The sequence below is a fragment of the Kribbella yunnanensis genome, assembly GCF_039529655.1.
Classification (GTDB): Bacteria; Actinomycetota; Actinomycetes; order Propionibacteriales; family Kribbellaceae; genus Kribbella; species Kribbella yunnanensis.
Window position 1 is genome coordinate 40168 of sequence record NZ_BAAANF010000033.1, and the last position, 14083, is coordinate 54250.

The 14083-nt window shown below is 67.8% G+C and carries 16 protein-coding genes; 9 read left to right on the top strand and 7 right to left on the bottom strand.

Annotated elements, in window-relative coordinates:
* Positions 1 to 10 precede the first annotated feature (10 nt).
* A complete protein-coding gene (locus ABD231_RS40315; RefSeq protein WP_344165150.1) occupies positions 11 to 532 on the top strand; it encodes a hypothetical protein in 522 nt (173 codons plus the stop codon).
* Positions 529 to 1485, top strand: coding sequence for an alpha/beta hydrolase (locus ABD231_RS40320; RefSeq protein ID WP_344165151.1), 957 nt, complete (start codon positions 529 to 531; stop codon positions 1483 to 1485). Before ABD231_RS40315 ends, ABD231_RS40320 begins: the two co-directional genes overlap by 4 nt.
* On the opposite strand, the gene ABD231_RS40325 is transcribed toward ABD231_RS40320, so the two are convergent.
* Positions 1470 to 2153, bottom strand: coding sequence for a hypothetical protein (locus tag ABD231_RS40325; protein ID WP_344165152.1), 684 nt, complete (start codon positions 2151 to 2153; stop codon positions 1470 to 1472). The genes ABD231_RS40320 and ABD231_RS40325 overlap by 16 nt on opposite strands.
* 108 nt (positions 2154 to 2261) lie before the next feature.
* Here ABD231_RS40325 and ABD231_RS40330 point away from each other — a divergent pair, with 108 nt between their 5' ends.
* Positions 2262 to 2648 (top strand): VOC family protein, encoded by a 387-nt coding sequence (locus tag ABD231_RS40330; RefSeq protein ID WP_344165153.1) that lies wholly within the window; start codon positions 2262 to 2264, stop codon positions 2646 to 2648.
* 94 nt (positions 2649 to 2742) lie between these two features.
* Here the strand turns inward: ABD231_RS40330 and ABD231_RS40335 are convergent, their stop codons facing one another.
* Positions 2743 to 3735: a LacI family DNA-binding transcriptional regulator gene (locus ABD231_RS40335; RefSeq protein WP_344165154.1), complete on the bottom strand. Its 993-nt coding sequence runs from the start codon at positions 3733 to 3735 to the stop codon at positions 2743 to 2745.
* A gap of 103 nt (positions 3736 to 3838) precedes the next feature.
* Between ABD231_RS40335 and ABD231_RS40340 the strand changes: the two genes are divergently transcribed.
* From ABD231_RS40340 to ABD231_RS40350, 3 genes are read left to right on the top strand one after another with little or no spacing between them, the layout of a single operon-like run.
* Positions 3839 to 4813 carry a Gfo/Idh/MocA family protein gene (locus tag ABD231_RS40340; RefSeq protein WP_344165155.1) on the top strand — a complete coding sequence of 325 codons (975 nt, stop codon included), beginning with the start codon at positions 3839 to 3841 and terminating at the stop codon, positions 4811 to 4813.
* Positions 4814 to 4827: 14 nt separating this feature from the next.
* Positions 4828 to 6012, top strand: coding sequence for a Gfo/Idh/MocA family protein (locus ABD231_RS40345; RefSeq protein ID WP_344165156.1), 1185 nt, complete (start codon positions 4828 to 4830; stop codon positions 6010 to 6012).
* Positions 6012 to 6827: a Gfo/Idh/MocA family oxidoreductase gene (locus tag ABD231_RS40350; protein ID WP_344165157.1), complete on the top strand. Its 816-nt coding sequence runs from the start codon at positions 6012 to 6014 to the stop codon at positions 6825 to 6827. The genes ABD231_RS40345 and ABD231_RS40350 overlap by 1 nt, the downstream gene beginning before the upstream one ends.
* Here ABD231_RS40350 and ABD231_RS40355 read toward each other — a convergent pair.
* The gene (locus tag ABD231_RS40355; protein ID WP_344165158.1) at positions 6820 to 7929 is read right to left on the bottom strand and encodes a glycosyltransferase; all 1110 of its coding nucleotides are present in this window, start codon (positions 7927 to 7929) and stop codon (positions 6820 to 6822) included. The two genes, ABD231_RS40350 and ABD231_RS40355, sit on opposite strands and share 8 nt — an antisense overlap.
* A 231-nt stretch (positions 7930 to 8160) precedes the next feature.
* Between ABD231_RS40355 and ABD231_RS40360 the strand changes: the two genes are divergently transcribed.
* Complete coding sequence (locus tag ABD231_RS40360; protein ID WP_344165159.1) at positions 8161 to 8919, top strand: AIM24 family protein; 759 nt, start codon at positions 8161 to 8163, stop codon at positions 8917 to 8919.
* 153 nt (positions 8920 to 9072) lie between these two features.
* Here the strand turns inward: ABD231_RS40360 and ABD231_RS40365 are convergent, their stop codons facing one another.
* On the bottom strand, positions 9073 to 9705 hold the full coding sequence (locus tag ABD231_RS40365) for a hypothetical protein (protein ID WP_344165160.1): 633 nt from the start codon (positions 9703 to 9705) through the stop codon (positions 9073 to 9075).
* Between the two features lie 35 nt (positions 9706 to 9740).
* Between ABD231_RS40365 and ABD231_RS40370 the strand changes: the two genes are divergently transcribed.
* Entirely contained in the window at positions 9741 to 10169 is a 429-nt protein-coding gene (locus ABD231_RS40370; RefSeq protein ID WP_344165161.1) for a GNAT family N-acetyltransferase, read from the top strand.
* Positions 10170 to 10273: 104 nt separating this feature from the next.
* Here the strand turns inward: ABD231_RS40370 and ABD231_RS40375 are convergent, their stop codons facing one another.
* The 3 genes from ABD231_RS40375 to ABD231_RS40385 are packed head-to-tail and all read right to left on the bottom strand — an operon-like array spanning position 10274 to position 13404.
* Entirely contained in the window at positions 10274 to 11512 is a 1239-nt protein-coding gene (locus ABD231_RS40375; protein ID WP_344165162.1) for an MFS transporter, read from the bottom strand.
* Positions 11509 to 11979 carry a MarR family winged helix-turn-helix transcriptional regulator gene (locus ABD231_RS40380; RefSeq protein WP_344165163.1) on the bottom strand — a complete coding sequence of 157 codons (471 nt, stop codon included), beginning with the start codon at positions 11977 to 11979 and terminating at the stop codon, positions 11509 to 11511. The genes ABD231_RS40375 and ABD231_RS40380 overlap by 4 nt, the downstream gene beginning before the upstream one ends.
* A gap of 33 nt (positions 11980 to 12012) precedes the next feature.
* Complete coding sequence (locus tag ABD231_RS40385; protein WP_344165164.1) at positions 12013 to 13404, bottom strand: FAD-binding oxidoreductase; 1392 nt, start codon at positions 13402 to 13404, stop codon at positions 12013 to 12015.
* Positions 13405 to 13598: 194 nt separating this feature from the next.
* On the opposite strand from ABD231_RS40385, the gene ABD231_RS40390 reads away from it, so the two are divergent.
* Positions 13599 to 14039 (top strand): SRPBCC family protein, encoded by a 441-nt coding sequence (locus ABD231_RS40390; protein WP_344165165.1) that lies wholly within the window; start codon positions 13599 to 13601, stop codon positions 14037 to 14039.
* The last annotated feature ends 44 nt before the right edge of the window (positions 14040 to 14083 follow it).

The following is a 14083-nucleotide window of genomic DNA, read 5'->3' on the forward strand; positions in this document are numbered from 1 at the left end:
TGGTCGAGACATGCGTATTGCGAAGACATCACCCGCTGAGGCGGCTCAGTTGTTGCGGGACGACCAAGGCCTGCTGCTGGCCGCGGTTGACGGATTGACGGAGGACGAGCTGCGAGCGCCGTACCAGGTGAGCGACGGACCGCTCGGCCACTTCTGCGACTCGTTGCACGACCTGCTCGGCCACGTGCTGATGTGGGACGAGATCACGCTCGCTGTACTGCGCGATGCCCGGAACGGGCGGATGCACTGGAGCCTGGATCCGCGCTGGGAGACTCCTTCGGCCGGGAGCGCCTTGAATGTGGGCGGGGTCGAGGCTGGGCGGCACATTCCGTCGGAGTTGACCTTGCACCGCTACCGCAGCGTGGGCGCTGCGTTGCTGGCCGAGATCGAGCAGTACGACGACGTGGCGTGGGTCGATCCGGCGACGGGCGGCGGGTACGACGGTGGGATCGGGGCGCTGGCGGAGTACGTGTCGACGCCACCGGGTCACGAGGTCTTCGGCCATGCGGCGCGCCACCTGAAGGCCGCATGAGCACGGTCGTTGCCGAGAGCATCGACAGTCCGGTGTTCGCCGGTGAGACCGATGCCTTGCTCAACCGGTTCGCGAACGAACCGGCCGGTCCTTCACTCGGCCCGTACCTGGCCCTGCTGAACGACCGGTTGGAGCTTCCGGACCCCGAACTGGCCGGGGTGGTCGATCCGCGGACGAACCCGCGCGATCTCCGGATCGAGCTGCCGGGACGCACACTCGAGGCGCGCATCTATCAGCCTGTTCACAGCACTGGCCCGGCACCGATCGTGCTCTGGCTGCACGGCGGCGGGTTCATCGGCGGTCACCTGCGCGACATCGAGTACGCGACGTCCGGGATCGCTGCCGCCGGCAACGTTGTGGTTGTCTCGCTCAACTATCGGCTGGCTCCCGAGAATCCTTACCCAGCCGGGCTGAACGACGTACTCGACACCCTGAGCTGGATCCGTGAACACGCATCCGAGTTGAACGGCGACGGGCGGATCGCGGTCGGTGGTCAGAGCGCCGGTGCCGGGCTCGCCGCCGGAGCGTGTCTCGTTGCCCGGGACAACGGCAGCCCGCTCCCCGATCACCAGATCCTCTGTTACCCCAGTCTCGACCACGAGCAGGACACCGAGTCGTACCGGTTGTTCGACGGAACGTTCCTCAGCATCGCGCCGGGTCGGTGGTCATCCGCCCAGTACTTCCCCACCGGCGAGCTGCCGGCGGCCGCCGTACCGCTGCGCGCTGCGTCCCTTGCCGGGCTGCCGCCCGCGCTCATCCTCGCGGCTGGGCGCGACCCGCTGCGGGATGACGCTCGACACTATGCGGAGCGTCTCGACGGGCCGGTCAGGCTGGTCGAGTACGCCGAGACCATGCATGCGTTTCTCAACTTCCCAGCCGTGCTCTCGGCCGGGCGGCATGCGGTCGAGCTGATCGGCACGCACCTGCGGGAGGTGTTCTACCCGCCGGCGTGATCGGCGCCGTGATTGAAGAAACGCCCCGGGTCGCTGGCCGCGCGCGGACCGGACGCCATCCACGCGGCGAACTCTTCGGGGTACCGGCGTTCGAGCTCGTCCAGATAAGCCCGCCGTACGTCGATCGTCGCGGACCAGTGGTCGGGGCGCTGCAGCTCGGTGAAGCTGCGGCGCCAGGCCAGGCAGAGTTCGGTGGCCGACATCTCGCTCAGCTGGTCGGCTGGTTCGAGTTCCAGTTCCAGTTCGGGGACAGCGAGGTCGACCGGCTCGACGACGACTCGCTTGAGTTTCTTCGGCGCCTTGGGGGTCGGGGTCTGCGGTATCCAGCCGAACCAGGCGACGACCGGTGGCGACGTCCCGGCGATGAGCAGGAGCAGCAGCAAGACTTCGGATCCCGCGGCCATGCCGTACCCGAGGATCGCCAGTCCACCGACGCCGGCGAGGAGCGCCCACCGCGGCGCCGCCCGAAACACCTGGTCCGGCGGCCGCTCGCACGACAACCCGAAACTCACCGAGATCGCGCCGACCATGAACGCGGCCAGCAGGAACGTCGCCAGAGCCGGCCCCGGCGCCACCAACATCAGCGCCGACAGCACGCCGATGCCGGCCAGCGCACCTACAGCCGTGCGCCAGATCCGGGTGTACCGCACGCCGACGTACCTCTGCATGCCGCTCCAGTGCCCAATTCCGGCCGATACCAAGCGTAACCAGGGTCGGTCGATCCAGGCCCCGCTTGTTCGTCAGTTTCAGGTAACCACAAGCGAAGGAGGACACCAATGGGTGCCGATGACGTTTTCCCGATCGTGACGACCGCGGACCTGGACCGGCTGCTCGCTTTCTACACCAAAACCCTCGCCGCAACCGAGCACTACCGCTTCCCGCCCGAAGGCCCACCCGCCTACGTCGGCCTCCACGTCGGCGCAGCCTCCCTCGGCCTGGGCCACGACCCCAACCACCAACCGACCCCCGGCTCAATCGCCCTCTGGTTCTACGTCGCCAACTGCGACGCCACCACCACCCTGATCCGCCAGTCCGGCGGCCGCATCCTCGAAGAGCCAACCGACCAGCCCTGGGGCGAACGCACAGCCCGAGCCCAAGACCCCGACGGCAACTCCCTAGTCCTCGGCCAACGTGCCCCCTCCCCCGACCAACAGGACGTATAACCCCACCACCCGCGTCCGCCCCGCCCACCGCCGCAGGCCGCACCCCCAAATCCCCGTATACGTCCTGTCCGTCCGCAGATCGAAAGCCGACCGGTTAGGGGGCTTGGGTGGTGGTGGCTCGGGTTATTAGGTGGGTGGGGATGGTGATGCGGGGAGCGGTGGGGGTGGTCGGGGATTGGAGGGTTTTGATGAGGAGGTGGGCGGCGGCGCGGCCGGCGGGGGCTGAGGCGGCGGAGATGCTGGTTAGGGCGGGGGTGGTGAGGAGGGCGAGGGTGTCGTCGCAGCCGATGAGGCTGAAGTCTTGGGGGACGGAGATGTTGCGGAGGGCCAGGCCGGCCAGGACGCCTTGGGAGACGACGTCGTCGAAGGCGATGGCGGCGGTGGCGCCGGAGGCGGTGATGGCGGTGACGGCGTCGCGGCCGGCGGTGTAGGTGGGGCGGCCTACTTCGATGATGTCTACGGTGAGGCCGGTGGTGGCGGAGGCTTCTGCCAGGGTGGTACGGCGTTGTTGGTCGGACCAGGAGTCGCGGGGGCCGGCCAGGGAGACGAGGTGGCGGTGGTTGAGGTTCTTGAGGAGCATGACGGCTTCGGTCATGCCGCCGGAGGAGTCGATCAGCACTCGAGGGATGCCGTCGAGGTCGCGGTTGACGAGTACGACGGGCCGGGTGTGAGCGAGGTTGCGGATCAGCTCCTCGGACTGTCGCGAGGACGCCAGCACGAAGCCCTCGACCTGGGAGCCGAGTCGCGTCACCAGCTTCGCCTCGCGTTCCAGCGACTCGTCGGAATCGCCCAGGAACACGGCCAGCTCCGCCTCCTCGGCGACCGACTGCAGAGTTCGGACGAGTGGCGGGAAGAACGGGTTCGCGATGTCGGGCACGATGACCGCGATGTTCCCGAACCGACCGGTGGCCAAAGCCCGCGCCGCCTGGTTGCCGACGTACCCGAGTCGTTCGGCGACGCCGCGCACGCGCTCGACGGTCTCGGTGTTCAGCATCTCCGGCCGGGTGAATGCGCGCGAGACGGTGGCTCGCGATACCCCCGCCAACCCGGCCACATCGCCCAACGTCACACCGACCCGCTGACCCATGGCGGACACCCTAGGACGCAACCGATTGCACCGACCAGGAGATGACTGGGGGAACGAATTGACGCCGTTGACCTGCAATCGCTTGCATGCTGGAATCCTCACCATGAGGATCGCGATCGCGGGCGCCGCTCATCCGCACGCGAGGTACGTGACCGCCGAGATCGACCGGTACGACGAATTCGAGCTGGTCGCCGTGGCCGACCCCGACCGCGTTGTCGCCGAAGGCTATGCGACTCCCTACGGGGCAAAGGTCTTCACCGATCACCAGCAGATGCTCGACGAGGTCCACCCCGATGTCGTCATGGTTGCCGGTATCTACGCCGACCGCGGCCGCGCTGTCGTGGACGCCCTCAACGCCGGCTCGCATGTCCTGGCCGACAAACCCCTCTGTACGTCGCTCGCCGATCTGACCGCGATCGCCGAAGCCGCGGAGCGCAACAGCCGGCACGTCGTCCTGCTCCTCGAGAAGCGGTACTACCCCGAAACCCTGGCGGCGATCGAGCTCGTCCGATCCGGTGAGCTGGGCACGATCCACGGCGTCGTCTCGTCCGGCCCGCACAAGCTCAACCGCCCGTCTCGTCCGGAATGGTTCTTCGACCGGACGCGGTACGGCGGTCTGCTCAATGATCTCGCCGTTCACGACATCGACGCGGCGCTGTACTTCACCGGCCTCACCACCGGCACGGTCAGCGGCGCGCTCGCCGGCGAACCGGCTTTCCCCCGCTACGGCACCGCAACACTCACCGGCCCGGGCGTCCTGATCACCGCCGGCGTCGACTGGCTCACCCCGGCCGCCTCTCCCCTGCACGGCGACTACCGGATGAAACTCACCGGCACCGAAGGCACCGCCGAGCTCCAATGGGCCCGCCACCGCCTGATCCTGACCACGAACGAGAAGCCGCCGTACGACGTACCGCTGCCACCCGGTCATCGCCCGGCCGAGCTCCCGCTGCAAGCGCTTGCTGACGGCAACGAACCGGATATCACCACCAGCCACAGCCTGCTGATCACGCGACTTGCCCTGCTCGCCCAGCAGTCGGCGGAGAGCGACAACCTTCCGATCCCCTGGTCCAGCTGACCGAAAGAGGTTCCATGCGTTTCGCCGTCGTGGGTGCCGGAGCGATCGGCACCGTCCATGCTCGCCTGCTCGAAGCCCTCGACGACGAACTCGTCGCGGTCGTGGATCAGGACCTCGATCGTGCGCAGAAACTCGCTGATCAGTACGGCGCCCGCGCGTACCCGGACGCGGCCAGTGCGTACGCCGAGGTCGATGCCGTGAGCATCTGTCTGCCCAGTGCCTTACACGCGGACGCCGCAATCGAAGCCCTGTACGCCGGAAAGCACGTGCTCGTCGAGAAGCCGGTCGACATCACACTCGCCGCCGCCGACCGGCTGATCGCAGCCCAACGCGAGACCGGTCGCACGGTGTCGGTTGTCAGCCAACGCCGGTTCCAGGAGCCGGTCGTGCGGATCAAGGAGGCGGTCGAGTCCGGTGCGCTCGGGCGGATCACGTCCGGGATCGTCGAGTCCGCGTTCTACCGACCCCAGTCGTACTACGACGGCGACGGCTGGCGCGGGACGCTGGCTGTCGACGGCGGCGGAGCGCTGATGAACCAAGGCATTCACGCGCTGGACCTGCTGGTGTGGATGCTCGGCCGCCCGGTCCAGGTCAGCGCACAGACCGCCCAACTCGCGCACCACAACCTAGAGGTAGAAGACGTAGCCGCCGCCACCATCACCTTCGAGTCCGGCGCCATAGGCCTACTCCTAGCCAGCACAGCCGCCTATCCGGGAAGGGCAGTCCGCCTGTCCATACACGGCGACCAAGGAACCGCCGTCATGGACGACGACCGCCTAGTCGCTCTAACCACTGAAGGTGGAGAGGGGGCACAGCCCCGAAGTGGTCGGCCGGATGAGGGTGAAGGCGCAGCGGGTGGTGTCGGGAGGGGTGTGGTGGGGGCGGTCGCGGGATCCGGGCTGAGGGCCGAGACGCCCGGGGGTGGGGAGGGGGCGGAGCGGCACACAAGTAGTCGCCCCGGCGAGGGCGCGGCGGGTGGTGTCGGGAGGAGCGTGGCGGAGGCGGCGACTCCGTCCGGGGCGGACGGGTGGGGGCCTGTGCAGCTGGCTCATCTTGCGCAGTATCGGGATTTTGTGGGGGCTGTGGTGGAGGGGCGGGCGCCTGGGGTTGGGGTGGCGGATGGGCGGCGGGCGTTGGCTACTGTGCTTGCTGTTTATGAGTCTGCTCGGGTGGGGCGGCCTGTTGAGGTGGACAGTTGATGCGCATCGGGTTGGTGGGGACGGAGAACAGTCATGCGACTGAGATCGTCCGGCACCTCAACGTCGAGCCGATCACTGACAGGGCTCGGATTGTGGCTCTTGTCGGGGCGGATGACGAACACAATCGTGGGCTCACCAGAGCAGGTGGGATCGGGCGGCTTGTTCCTACCTCCTCCGAGTTGATTGGCAGTGTGGATGCGCTGATTGTGACCAATCGGGATGGGGCGTTGCATCGGGAGCATGCGGTGCCGTTTCTTGAGGCTGGGGTTCCGGTGTGGGTGGACAAGCCGCTCGCGGCCAGTACGGCGGATGCCCGCGCGATTGTCGCGGCCGCGAATCGGAGCGGTACGCCGGTGACGTCGTACTCGGCTGTTCGTTGGCTGGCTGATGCGGAAATGCTTGCCCGAGGCACCCAAGAGGTCGGCGAGGTGCAGGCGGTGACTGTGACCGGGCCGGCCGACGCAAACAGCAAGTACAGCGGGATCTTCTTCTACGGCATTCATACGGCCGATCTCGCTCAGCGTCTCGCGCCCGGCGAACCTGAAGGCGTCCGGGTCGAGCGAACAAATGCAGCTGTCATCGCGCGGTATCGCAGCAACGGGGTGCTCGTCACGCTCCAACTGGTGGACGGCCGGGTTCCGTTTCACGCTGAGATCGTCGGCCGCGAGGGACTGGTGAGCCACGATGTCCGGCTGGATAAGGACTACGTCGTACCCGGGCTGAAGGTGTTTCTCGAGATGCTTGCGACCGGGCGAGCGCCGCTTGACGATGCGACTCTGCTCGCGCCGATCACCGTCCTCGAACAGCTCAGCTGAGCAGGAGTTCGGCGGCGCGCTTCGTGCCGTCGGTGTCGATGGTCGGCGCCAAGGCCTGCGCCCGGGCGAGCGTCGAGGGATCCAATGTGACAGCCAACCCCGCGCTCAAGGACTCGAGAGTCGGATCAGGATCCTGATGGGCGAAGCCGATGCCGAGTTCGGCGACGCGGGCGGCCCAGCGGGGCTGGTCGACCAGGCGCGGTACGACGAGTTGCGGCGTACCGGCCTTGGCCGCGGTAGTTGTGGTCCCAGCGCCGCCGTGGTGGATGACGGTGGCGACTCGCGGGAACAGCGCCTGCTGGTTGACCTCGCCGATCTCGAAGGTGTCCTTCCGGTCGTCGATCGCCGCGAGCTCGGCCCAGCCGCGGCCCAGCAGCACCCGGCGGCCGTGGGCGCGGGCGGCCTCGATGGTCGAGCGGGCGATGTCCTTCGGCGCGTGCGCGGCCATGCTGCCGAAGCCGACGTACACGGGTGGTTCGCCGGCGTCGAGGAAGGCCTCCAAGTCGGCGGGGAGCGGACGGTGGTCGGGCAGCGTCCAGGCGCCGATCTGCAGTACGTCGTCGACGTCGGCCGGCCAGAGTGTCGGGTCGGAAGCAAGCCATGACTGCTCGGTGCGGACATGTGACCGTACGTCGTCGACCGGTGGCAGGCCGATCGCCGACCGGTTGGTGTTGAGCGCCTCGAGGTACAGCTCGTTCGTCTTCTCGGCCGGCAGCCCGAGGGTGTGGAACGAAGCAAACGCATAGCCGATACCGAGCTTCTCGGCCACATCCCGAGCACCCGCCGGCATCAACCCGGTGGCGACGATGGCCTTGGCGCCCTGGGCGAGCTTCGGCAGTACGGCGAAGCGCGCGGCGACCAGGTCGGGCGCCAACCGGAGCGCGTCCTCTCGAGTCGGCGGCTTCGGGTTGTTCACCACTGAGCGCACCGACGGACCCAGCGGCACCAGTTGGACACCGGCCCGCTCAGCCAGCAGCTGGAACTCCTCGTCGGGCGGCGCGCACAGCACCGCCTCCGCGCCGTACTCCTGCAACCGGACCGCCAGTCCGGCCAGTGGCTCGACATCTCCGCGCGATCCCCAGGTCAGCAACACAAATCGCATCTGCACGTCCTTCGACTCGTGATCGGACGGCCATCCTGAAGCATCACCCAGGCCTTGCCGCAAGCCCACCCCTCGGCTATATGTTGGAAGGGGAGAGGGGTTCCACCTGTCTGGCGCTGGGGGCGGCGAGGGCAGAGTCGGCCGAAATTGGGGCAGGATCCACGGATCCGCGGCGGCGTGGGGTGCGTCCGAACCTACGCTCGGGGTTGTTTCTCATGAGGGGGTAGGTCAGTGCGGAGTCAACTGTTCGCGGCGGAGAACCAGGAGCAGGAGTCGGCCCAGCCGGGTCTGCGGCTGCAGAACTCGAAGCTGCTGAAGGTCGAGCTGCGGGGTGAGGTGTTCGCGCGGCAGGGTGCGATGGTCGCGTACCAGGGCAACGTCCAGTTCGAGGCCCAGGGGTCCGGCGGCATCGGCAAGTTCATCAAGCAGAAGCTGACCGGTGAGGGGATCCCGCTGATGAAGATGCGCGGGCAGGGCGATGTCTTCCTCGCCGACCGCGCCGCCGACGTCTACCTGATCGACCTCGAAGGGCCGCAGGACGGGCTCAGCATCAACGGCGCCAACGTGCTCGCGTTCGAGCCGACGCTGAGCTGGGACATCCAGCGGGTCCAGGGCATGGGTATGATGTCGAACGCCGGCCTGTTCAACTGCACGTTCTCCGGCCAGGGCCGGCTCGCGATCACCTGCAAGGGCACCCCGGTGGTGCTGTCGGTGGACCAGCCGACGTACGCCGATCCGCAGGCCGCGATCGCCTGGTCGACCAGCCTGCAGACCGGCTACCAGCGCGCCGACCAGATCGGCCTCGGCACCCTGCTCGGCCGGACCACCGGTGAGGCGTTCACGATGAGCTTCGCCGGCCAGGGCTTCGTCGTCGTCCAGCCGTCCGAGGAGCCGCCCGGCGGCGTCATCGGCGGTGCCGGCAGCGGCACCCAGAGCGGCCAGGACGGTGGCGTCGGCGGCGTCCTCGGTGGGCTACTCGGCGGACGCTAGTGTCCTGAGCCGGGGAATCGGCGAGTGCTGGAGGTGTCCAGGTGCGTGCATCGCAAGGCGGAGGAGCGTCCTCGATGCGGCGTTCATCGTGGATGCTTCTCCAACGCAGCGAGGTGCGTGCCTGGGCGCCTCCAGTGCCGTCGAGTCCCCGGCTCAGGACACTAGTCCTTCGCAGATATCCCACGCAGCTTGCTGGAGAAGGGCCGCGGTGTCCGCATCGAGGCCCTTCACCGGTACGTCGATCCCAACCGGATCCTCAGCCAGTAACGCGATCAGGAACACGCACGCGGCAAGGTAACTGCCGGCCAATGCCGGGTGACTGTTGTCCTTGTCATGCAGCACCGGCTCGTCATGGGTTTCGAGGAACCGCTCCCACACCATCCCGACCGGGATCAGCGTCGCACCCAGCTCAGCCGCGGCCCCGCCGTACGCACTCGTCAGGGCAGCCTGGGCCTCCGGTGCATTCCGGCGCGCCCAGGTCAGGTAGAGCGCGGTCCGCGCCCCGGCCGCCTTGATCGCCGCATCGAAGTCGCGCGCACTCTCCCGAAACCGCTCCGGACTCTTCACCGGCAACGTGCTCTGCTCCTGCAGTACGACGACGTCGTACCCGCCAGTGGCGATCGCCGCCAGCGCCTTCCCCGCATTCAGATGCTGGCGCAACGAAGCCCCGCCCGCCTGAATCAACGTCGACTCGACGTCAATCCCCCGCGCCCCAGCCAGCCCCTTCAGCAACCCCGGCAGGTTGTTCCGCGCCGTAAAGCTGTTCCCGACAAACAGAATTCGCACGACACGGACGCTACTACGTGCCACCATCTCCAGCCATGACGCTGAGGATTGTTCGGGTCCACGACGAGGCGACCGTGCTCGAGTGGCAGCAGGTGCACAACGAGATCGTGCCGACTGCGGCTCTGTCAGTCGACGAGGTTCGCGAGCGCGCCACGCGCAATGTCCTCGAGGTCGCGTACGACGGCGACGTCCTCGTGGGGTGTTCGACCGTGCGACCGCCGGACGCGGACACGCCTGCGGAAACCGTGATCGCGCGCGTGCTCCCGCCGTACCGGCGCCGTGGTTTCGGCGAGACGCTGTACCAGCACTGCCTAGCGCGGACCCAGGGGAAGGGCGTGGAGACACACATCCTGGCCAGCAATGTCGACGGGGTGCGGTTCGCCGAGAAACACGGGTTCGTCGAGGTGGAGACGTACCTGCTGCCAGGCGACACCGTCCCCTTCGTGCTGATGCGCCTCGGCTAGGCGGACGCCAGACACTCACCAACCTGCGAAGTCCACGGGCGCTGAGCGTGCGGGAGCGTGGTGAACCGAGCGGAATGCGACTTGGTGAGTGGGGGCGGTCCGCCTCAGTCGTTGGCCGGGCTGGTTTCCGGTGCGATGCGATCGCGGAGGCCGGGGGTGGTGGTGGCGACGGTGATTACTGCGGCTACGCAGAGGGCTGCGCCTGAGATCAGGGCGATGAAGGGGGAGGTCAGTTGGGCGGTGACGCCGCCGCGGACGTTGCCGAGGTTTGGGCCGGCGCTGCCGACGATTTGTTCGGCGGCGGCGACTCGGCCGAGCAGCTCGTTCGGGGTGTGTAGTTGGACAATGGTGCTGCGGGCAACGACCGAGACCGTGTCGGCGGCACCGGCAACGGCTAGGAAGGCCAACGCGATCCACGGGGTCGGCGCGAAGGCGAACAAGCCCAGGGCGATCCCCCAGCTGCCGGCGCCGATCAGCATGACGACGCCGGGACGTGGCAACCGGGTGTACGAACCGGACAGCACCGAGGCGGTCACTCCCCCGACTGCGATCGCTGTCAGGAACAGACCGAGCGTCCGCGGATCACCACCGAACCGCTCCGCGTTCAACGCCGGGAACAGGCTGATCGGCATCGACAACACAGTCACCGCCAGGTCCGTGACTAGAGCACCCCGGATTACCGGCGTCGACACGACGAATGCCAGGCCGTCGGCCACGCCACGCACCCCGGGTCGCACCTCGCCCTTGACTCGGAGCACTGGCAGACCGAGGACGCCGTACAGGACGCCACTGAAGGTCAAGGCGTCGACCAGGTACGCCGTACTGGGGCCCCAGGCACCGACGATCAGTCCACCGACGGCCGGGCCGACCAGCATCGCGCCTTGGAAGGCGATGCGGTTGAGCGCGATTCCGCCGGCCAGCAGTTCGCGTGGGAGGAGTTGCGGGAGGATGCTTCGGGCCGCCGGACCGGACGCAGCCCCGAGTGCAGACTGCATGGAAACCAGTCCGAGCAGTACGCCGACCGGCACCGAACCGATCAGGAGCTGGCTCGCCATCAGGGTCGCCGTGATCACCTGACAGATCGTGATCACGAGATAGAACCGCCGCCGTTCGAACCGGTCGACGGCTGCTCCGGCGAACAGGCCGAGCACGATCAACGGCAGCGCCTGGGCGAGACCGATCGCGCCGGTCCACGCCGTACTGTGCGTCTGGTCCCAGACCTGGAACATCACCGCGACGAACGCCAACTGCGCGCCGAAGATCGACACCACCTGGCCGAACCACAGTCGCCGGAACGCGGGCGAGGCCCGCAGCGGCGCGAGGTCGATCAGCACGCCCTTCATTCGGCGAGCTTCTCGGTCACCCGCTGATAGAAGCTCTTCTGAGCCAGCCGCTCTTCGATGTCGCGCACCACCTGACTCATCGGGTACGGGAGCTCGGCCTCGAGTTCGATGATGGCCGCCTCGGTGGCCCGCCACTCCGCCGCCAGCAACCCGGCCAGCTCCTGCGCCCTCGGAGTCAGCGCGACCATCTTGGCGCGGGCATCCGGCCCAGCCTCGGTCTGCACCAGCCCGGCCGTCCGCATCGCCGCGACCTTCTGGCTGAGCGCGGAGTGCGTCCGGCCCACCGACTCAGCCAGCTCGGTGATCGTCATCGGCCCACGAACGTGGAGCCGCAGCAGCTCAATCACCCAGGAGGGCTTCAGCCCCTGGATGTCCCGGTCCGTGTAGACCCGGCCGATCTCACCATCCATTCGCGCCAGCAACTGGTGGAGCGCACGCCACTGACTCTGCTCTGTCGGATCATCCACCGAGCGATCATAACAGCACTTATATAAGTACTGTTACAACGGTTTGATGTTCATGTTCCGGTGGAACACGTTGTCCGGGTCGTACGCCGTCTTGATCTCCTGCAGCCGCGCGTACTTCTGCACCCCGTACGACGCCTTGACCCGGTCGGCGTCGAATTCCGCCATCGCGTTGATGTAGCTGCCGTTGCCCAAGGTGTGCGGCTGGAGTTCATCCCAGAACGCCCGCACCCAGTCGCGCTCGGTCGGCAGGCCTTCGGCGTCCGGCGAGATCGCGACCACGAAGACCGCGTACCGCGGTGAGCGGCCGCCACCGAAGGCGGTGTCGTCGTCGCCGATCTCGGAGTAGGCGCCGTCGAGGCGGTAGAAGAGGGTGTTCGACAGCGGCGAGACTTTGCGTGCGACGTGGTCGGTGATCACCTCGATCGCCTCGTCGGTCAGGTCCTCGATGTAGGTGCCCTTGTCGTAGCAGAAGTGGCCCCACGCGTTCGGTTCGTCGATCGACTTCTGGACCTCGGTGAACGGCATCGGCGTCGTGAACTCGACTGTCGGCGGCAGCGCCGTCCGGACCTGGCCGACGATCTGCTCGAACTTCTCGGCGTCGAAGCCGACCACGACCAGCGCATAGCCGGGCTTGAGGTGGTGCTCGGCCGGGACGAACGGGGCGGGCGGCGCGTTCAGTGCGCCGATGATGATGGTCACGTCGCGCGGCAGAGTCGGGACCAGGTCGCGCGCGAACCGCAGTACGTCGGCGCCTTGGTCGAGGTCCCACCAGAGCAGCCCGTACTGGACGATCGGCGCGACCTCGTGCAGCTGGAACTCGAACTCGGTGACGACGCCGAAGTTGCCGCCACCACCACGAACAGCCCAGTACAGCTCGGGATTCTCATCGGCCGCAGCGCGCAGTACCCGGCCGTCGGCGGTGACGATCTGCACCGATAGCACGTTGTCGAGGCTGAGCCCGAACTTGCGGGTCAGGTACCCCATCCCGCCGCCGAGCGTGAGCCCCGCGACACCGGTATGGCTGATCATCCCGGCCGGCGCGGCCAGTCCGTACTCGGCTGTTGCGGCGTCGAGCTCGGAGAGCAGCGCACCGCCGCCGACCAGCGCGCGCTTCGCCTCCGGGTCGACGGTGATCTGGTTCATCGCGCGGACGTCGATCATCAGCCCGTCGTCGACAACCGCCGCACCGGACATGCTGTGCGCGCCGCCGCGGATCGAGATCTCCAGCCCGTTGCGCACCCCGAACAGGACGGCAGCCTGGACATCGGCGACGTTCACACACTGCGCGACCAGCGCCGGTCGCCGATCGATCGCGGCATTCCAGACCCGCCGGGCGTCGTCGTACGCCGCGTCCTGCGGCCCGACCACCACTCCCTCGATCGTGGTCCGAAGCTCGTCGATCCCGCTGTCTGCCGTCTGCGTCATCCGCATTTCCTCCCCAAGTCCATTACTCCCTGTCACCCTAGGCCCGTAGCTCGCGAGCAGCAGGAGCCTTTCGGGCAGACCATCGCGCGGACCCACGGCCCATCACAATTGGCGCGGATGGACCCGCCCGAGCGTGGCGACGGGTGGACGACCGCAGTTGTGATGGCCTGCAGGTCCGCATACGGTTCCGGACCATGACGAAGGTTTTCGCGGTGCGGACCACGATCGACCTCGACGCGCCCCCGGCGGAGGTCTGGCGGGTACTGACCGACACCCCGGCGTACCCGGCGTGGAACCCGTTCATCCTCTCGGTGACCGGGGCGTTGACGATCGGCTCGACCGTCACCACTCGCATCCGCGACGCCGAGGGGAAGGAACGCACCTTCACTCCCAAGGTGCTGGTCGTCGACCCGAACCGCGAGCTCATCTGGCTCAGCCGCGTCGGCTTCGGCGGGCTGTTCGATGGCAAGCACCTGTTCCGGTTGGAGGAACTGCCCGGCGAACGCACGCGGCTCATCAACGACGAGGAGTTCCGCGGCATCGCCGTACCGTTCCTGCACTCGATGCTCCGCCGCACCATCGAGCCACAGTTCGCGGCGATGAACACCGCACTCGCCGCACAGCTCAACAACTGACCGTCCTACCCGCCGGGTAGCCCCAGTCCCGGCGAGTAGGACGG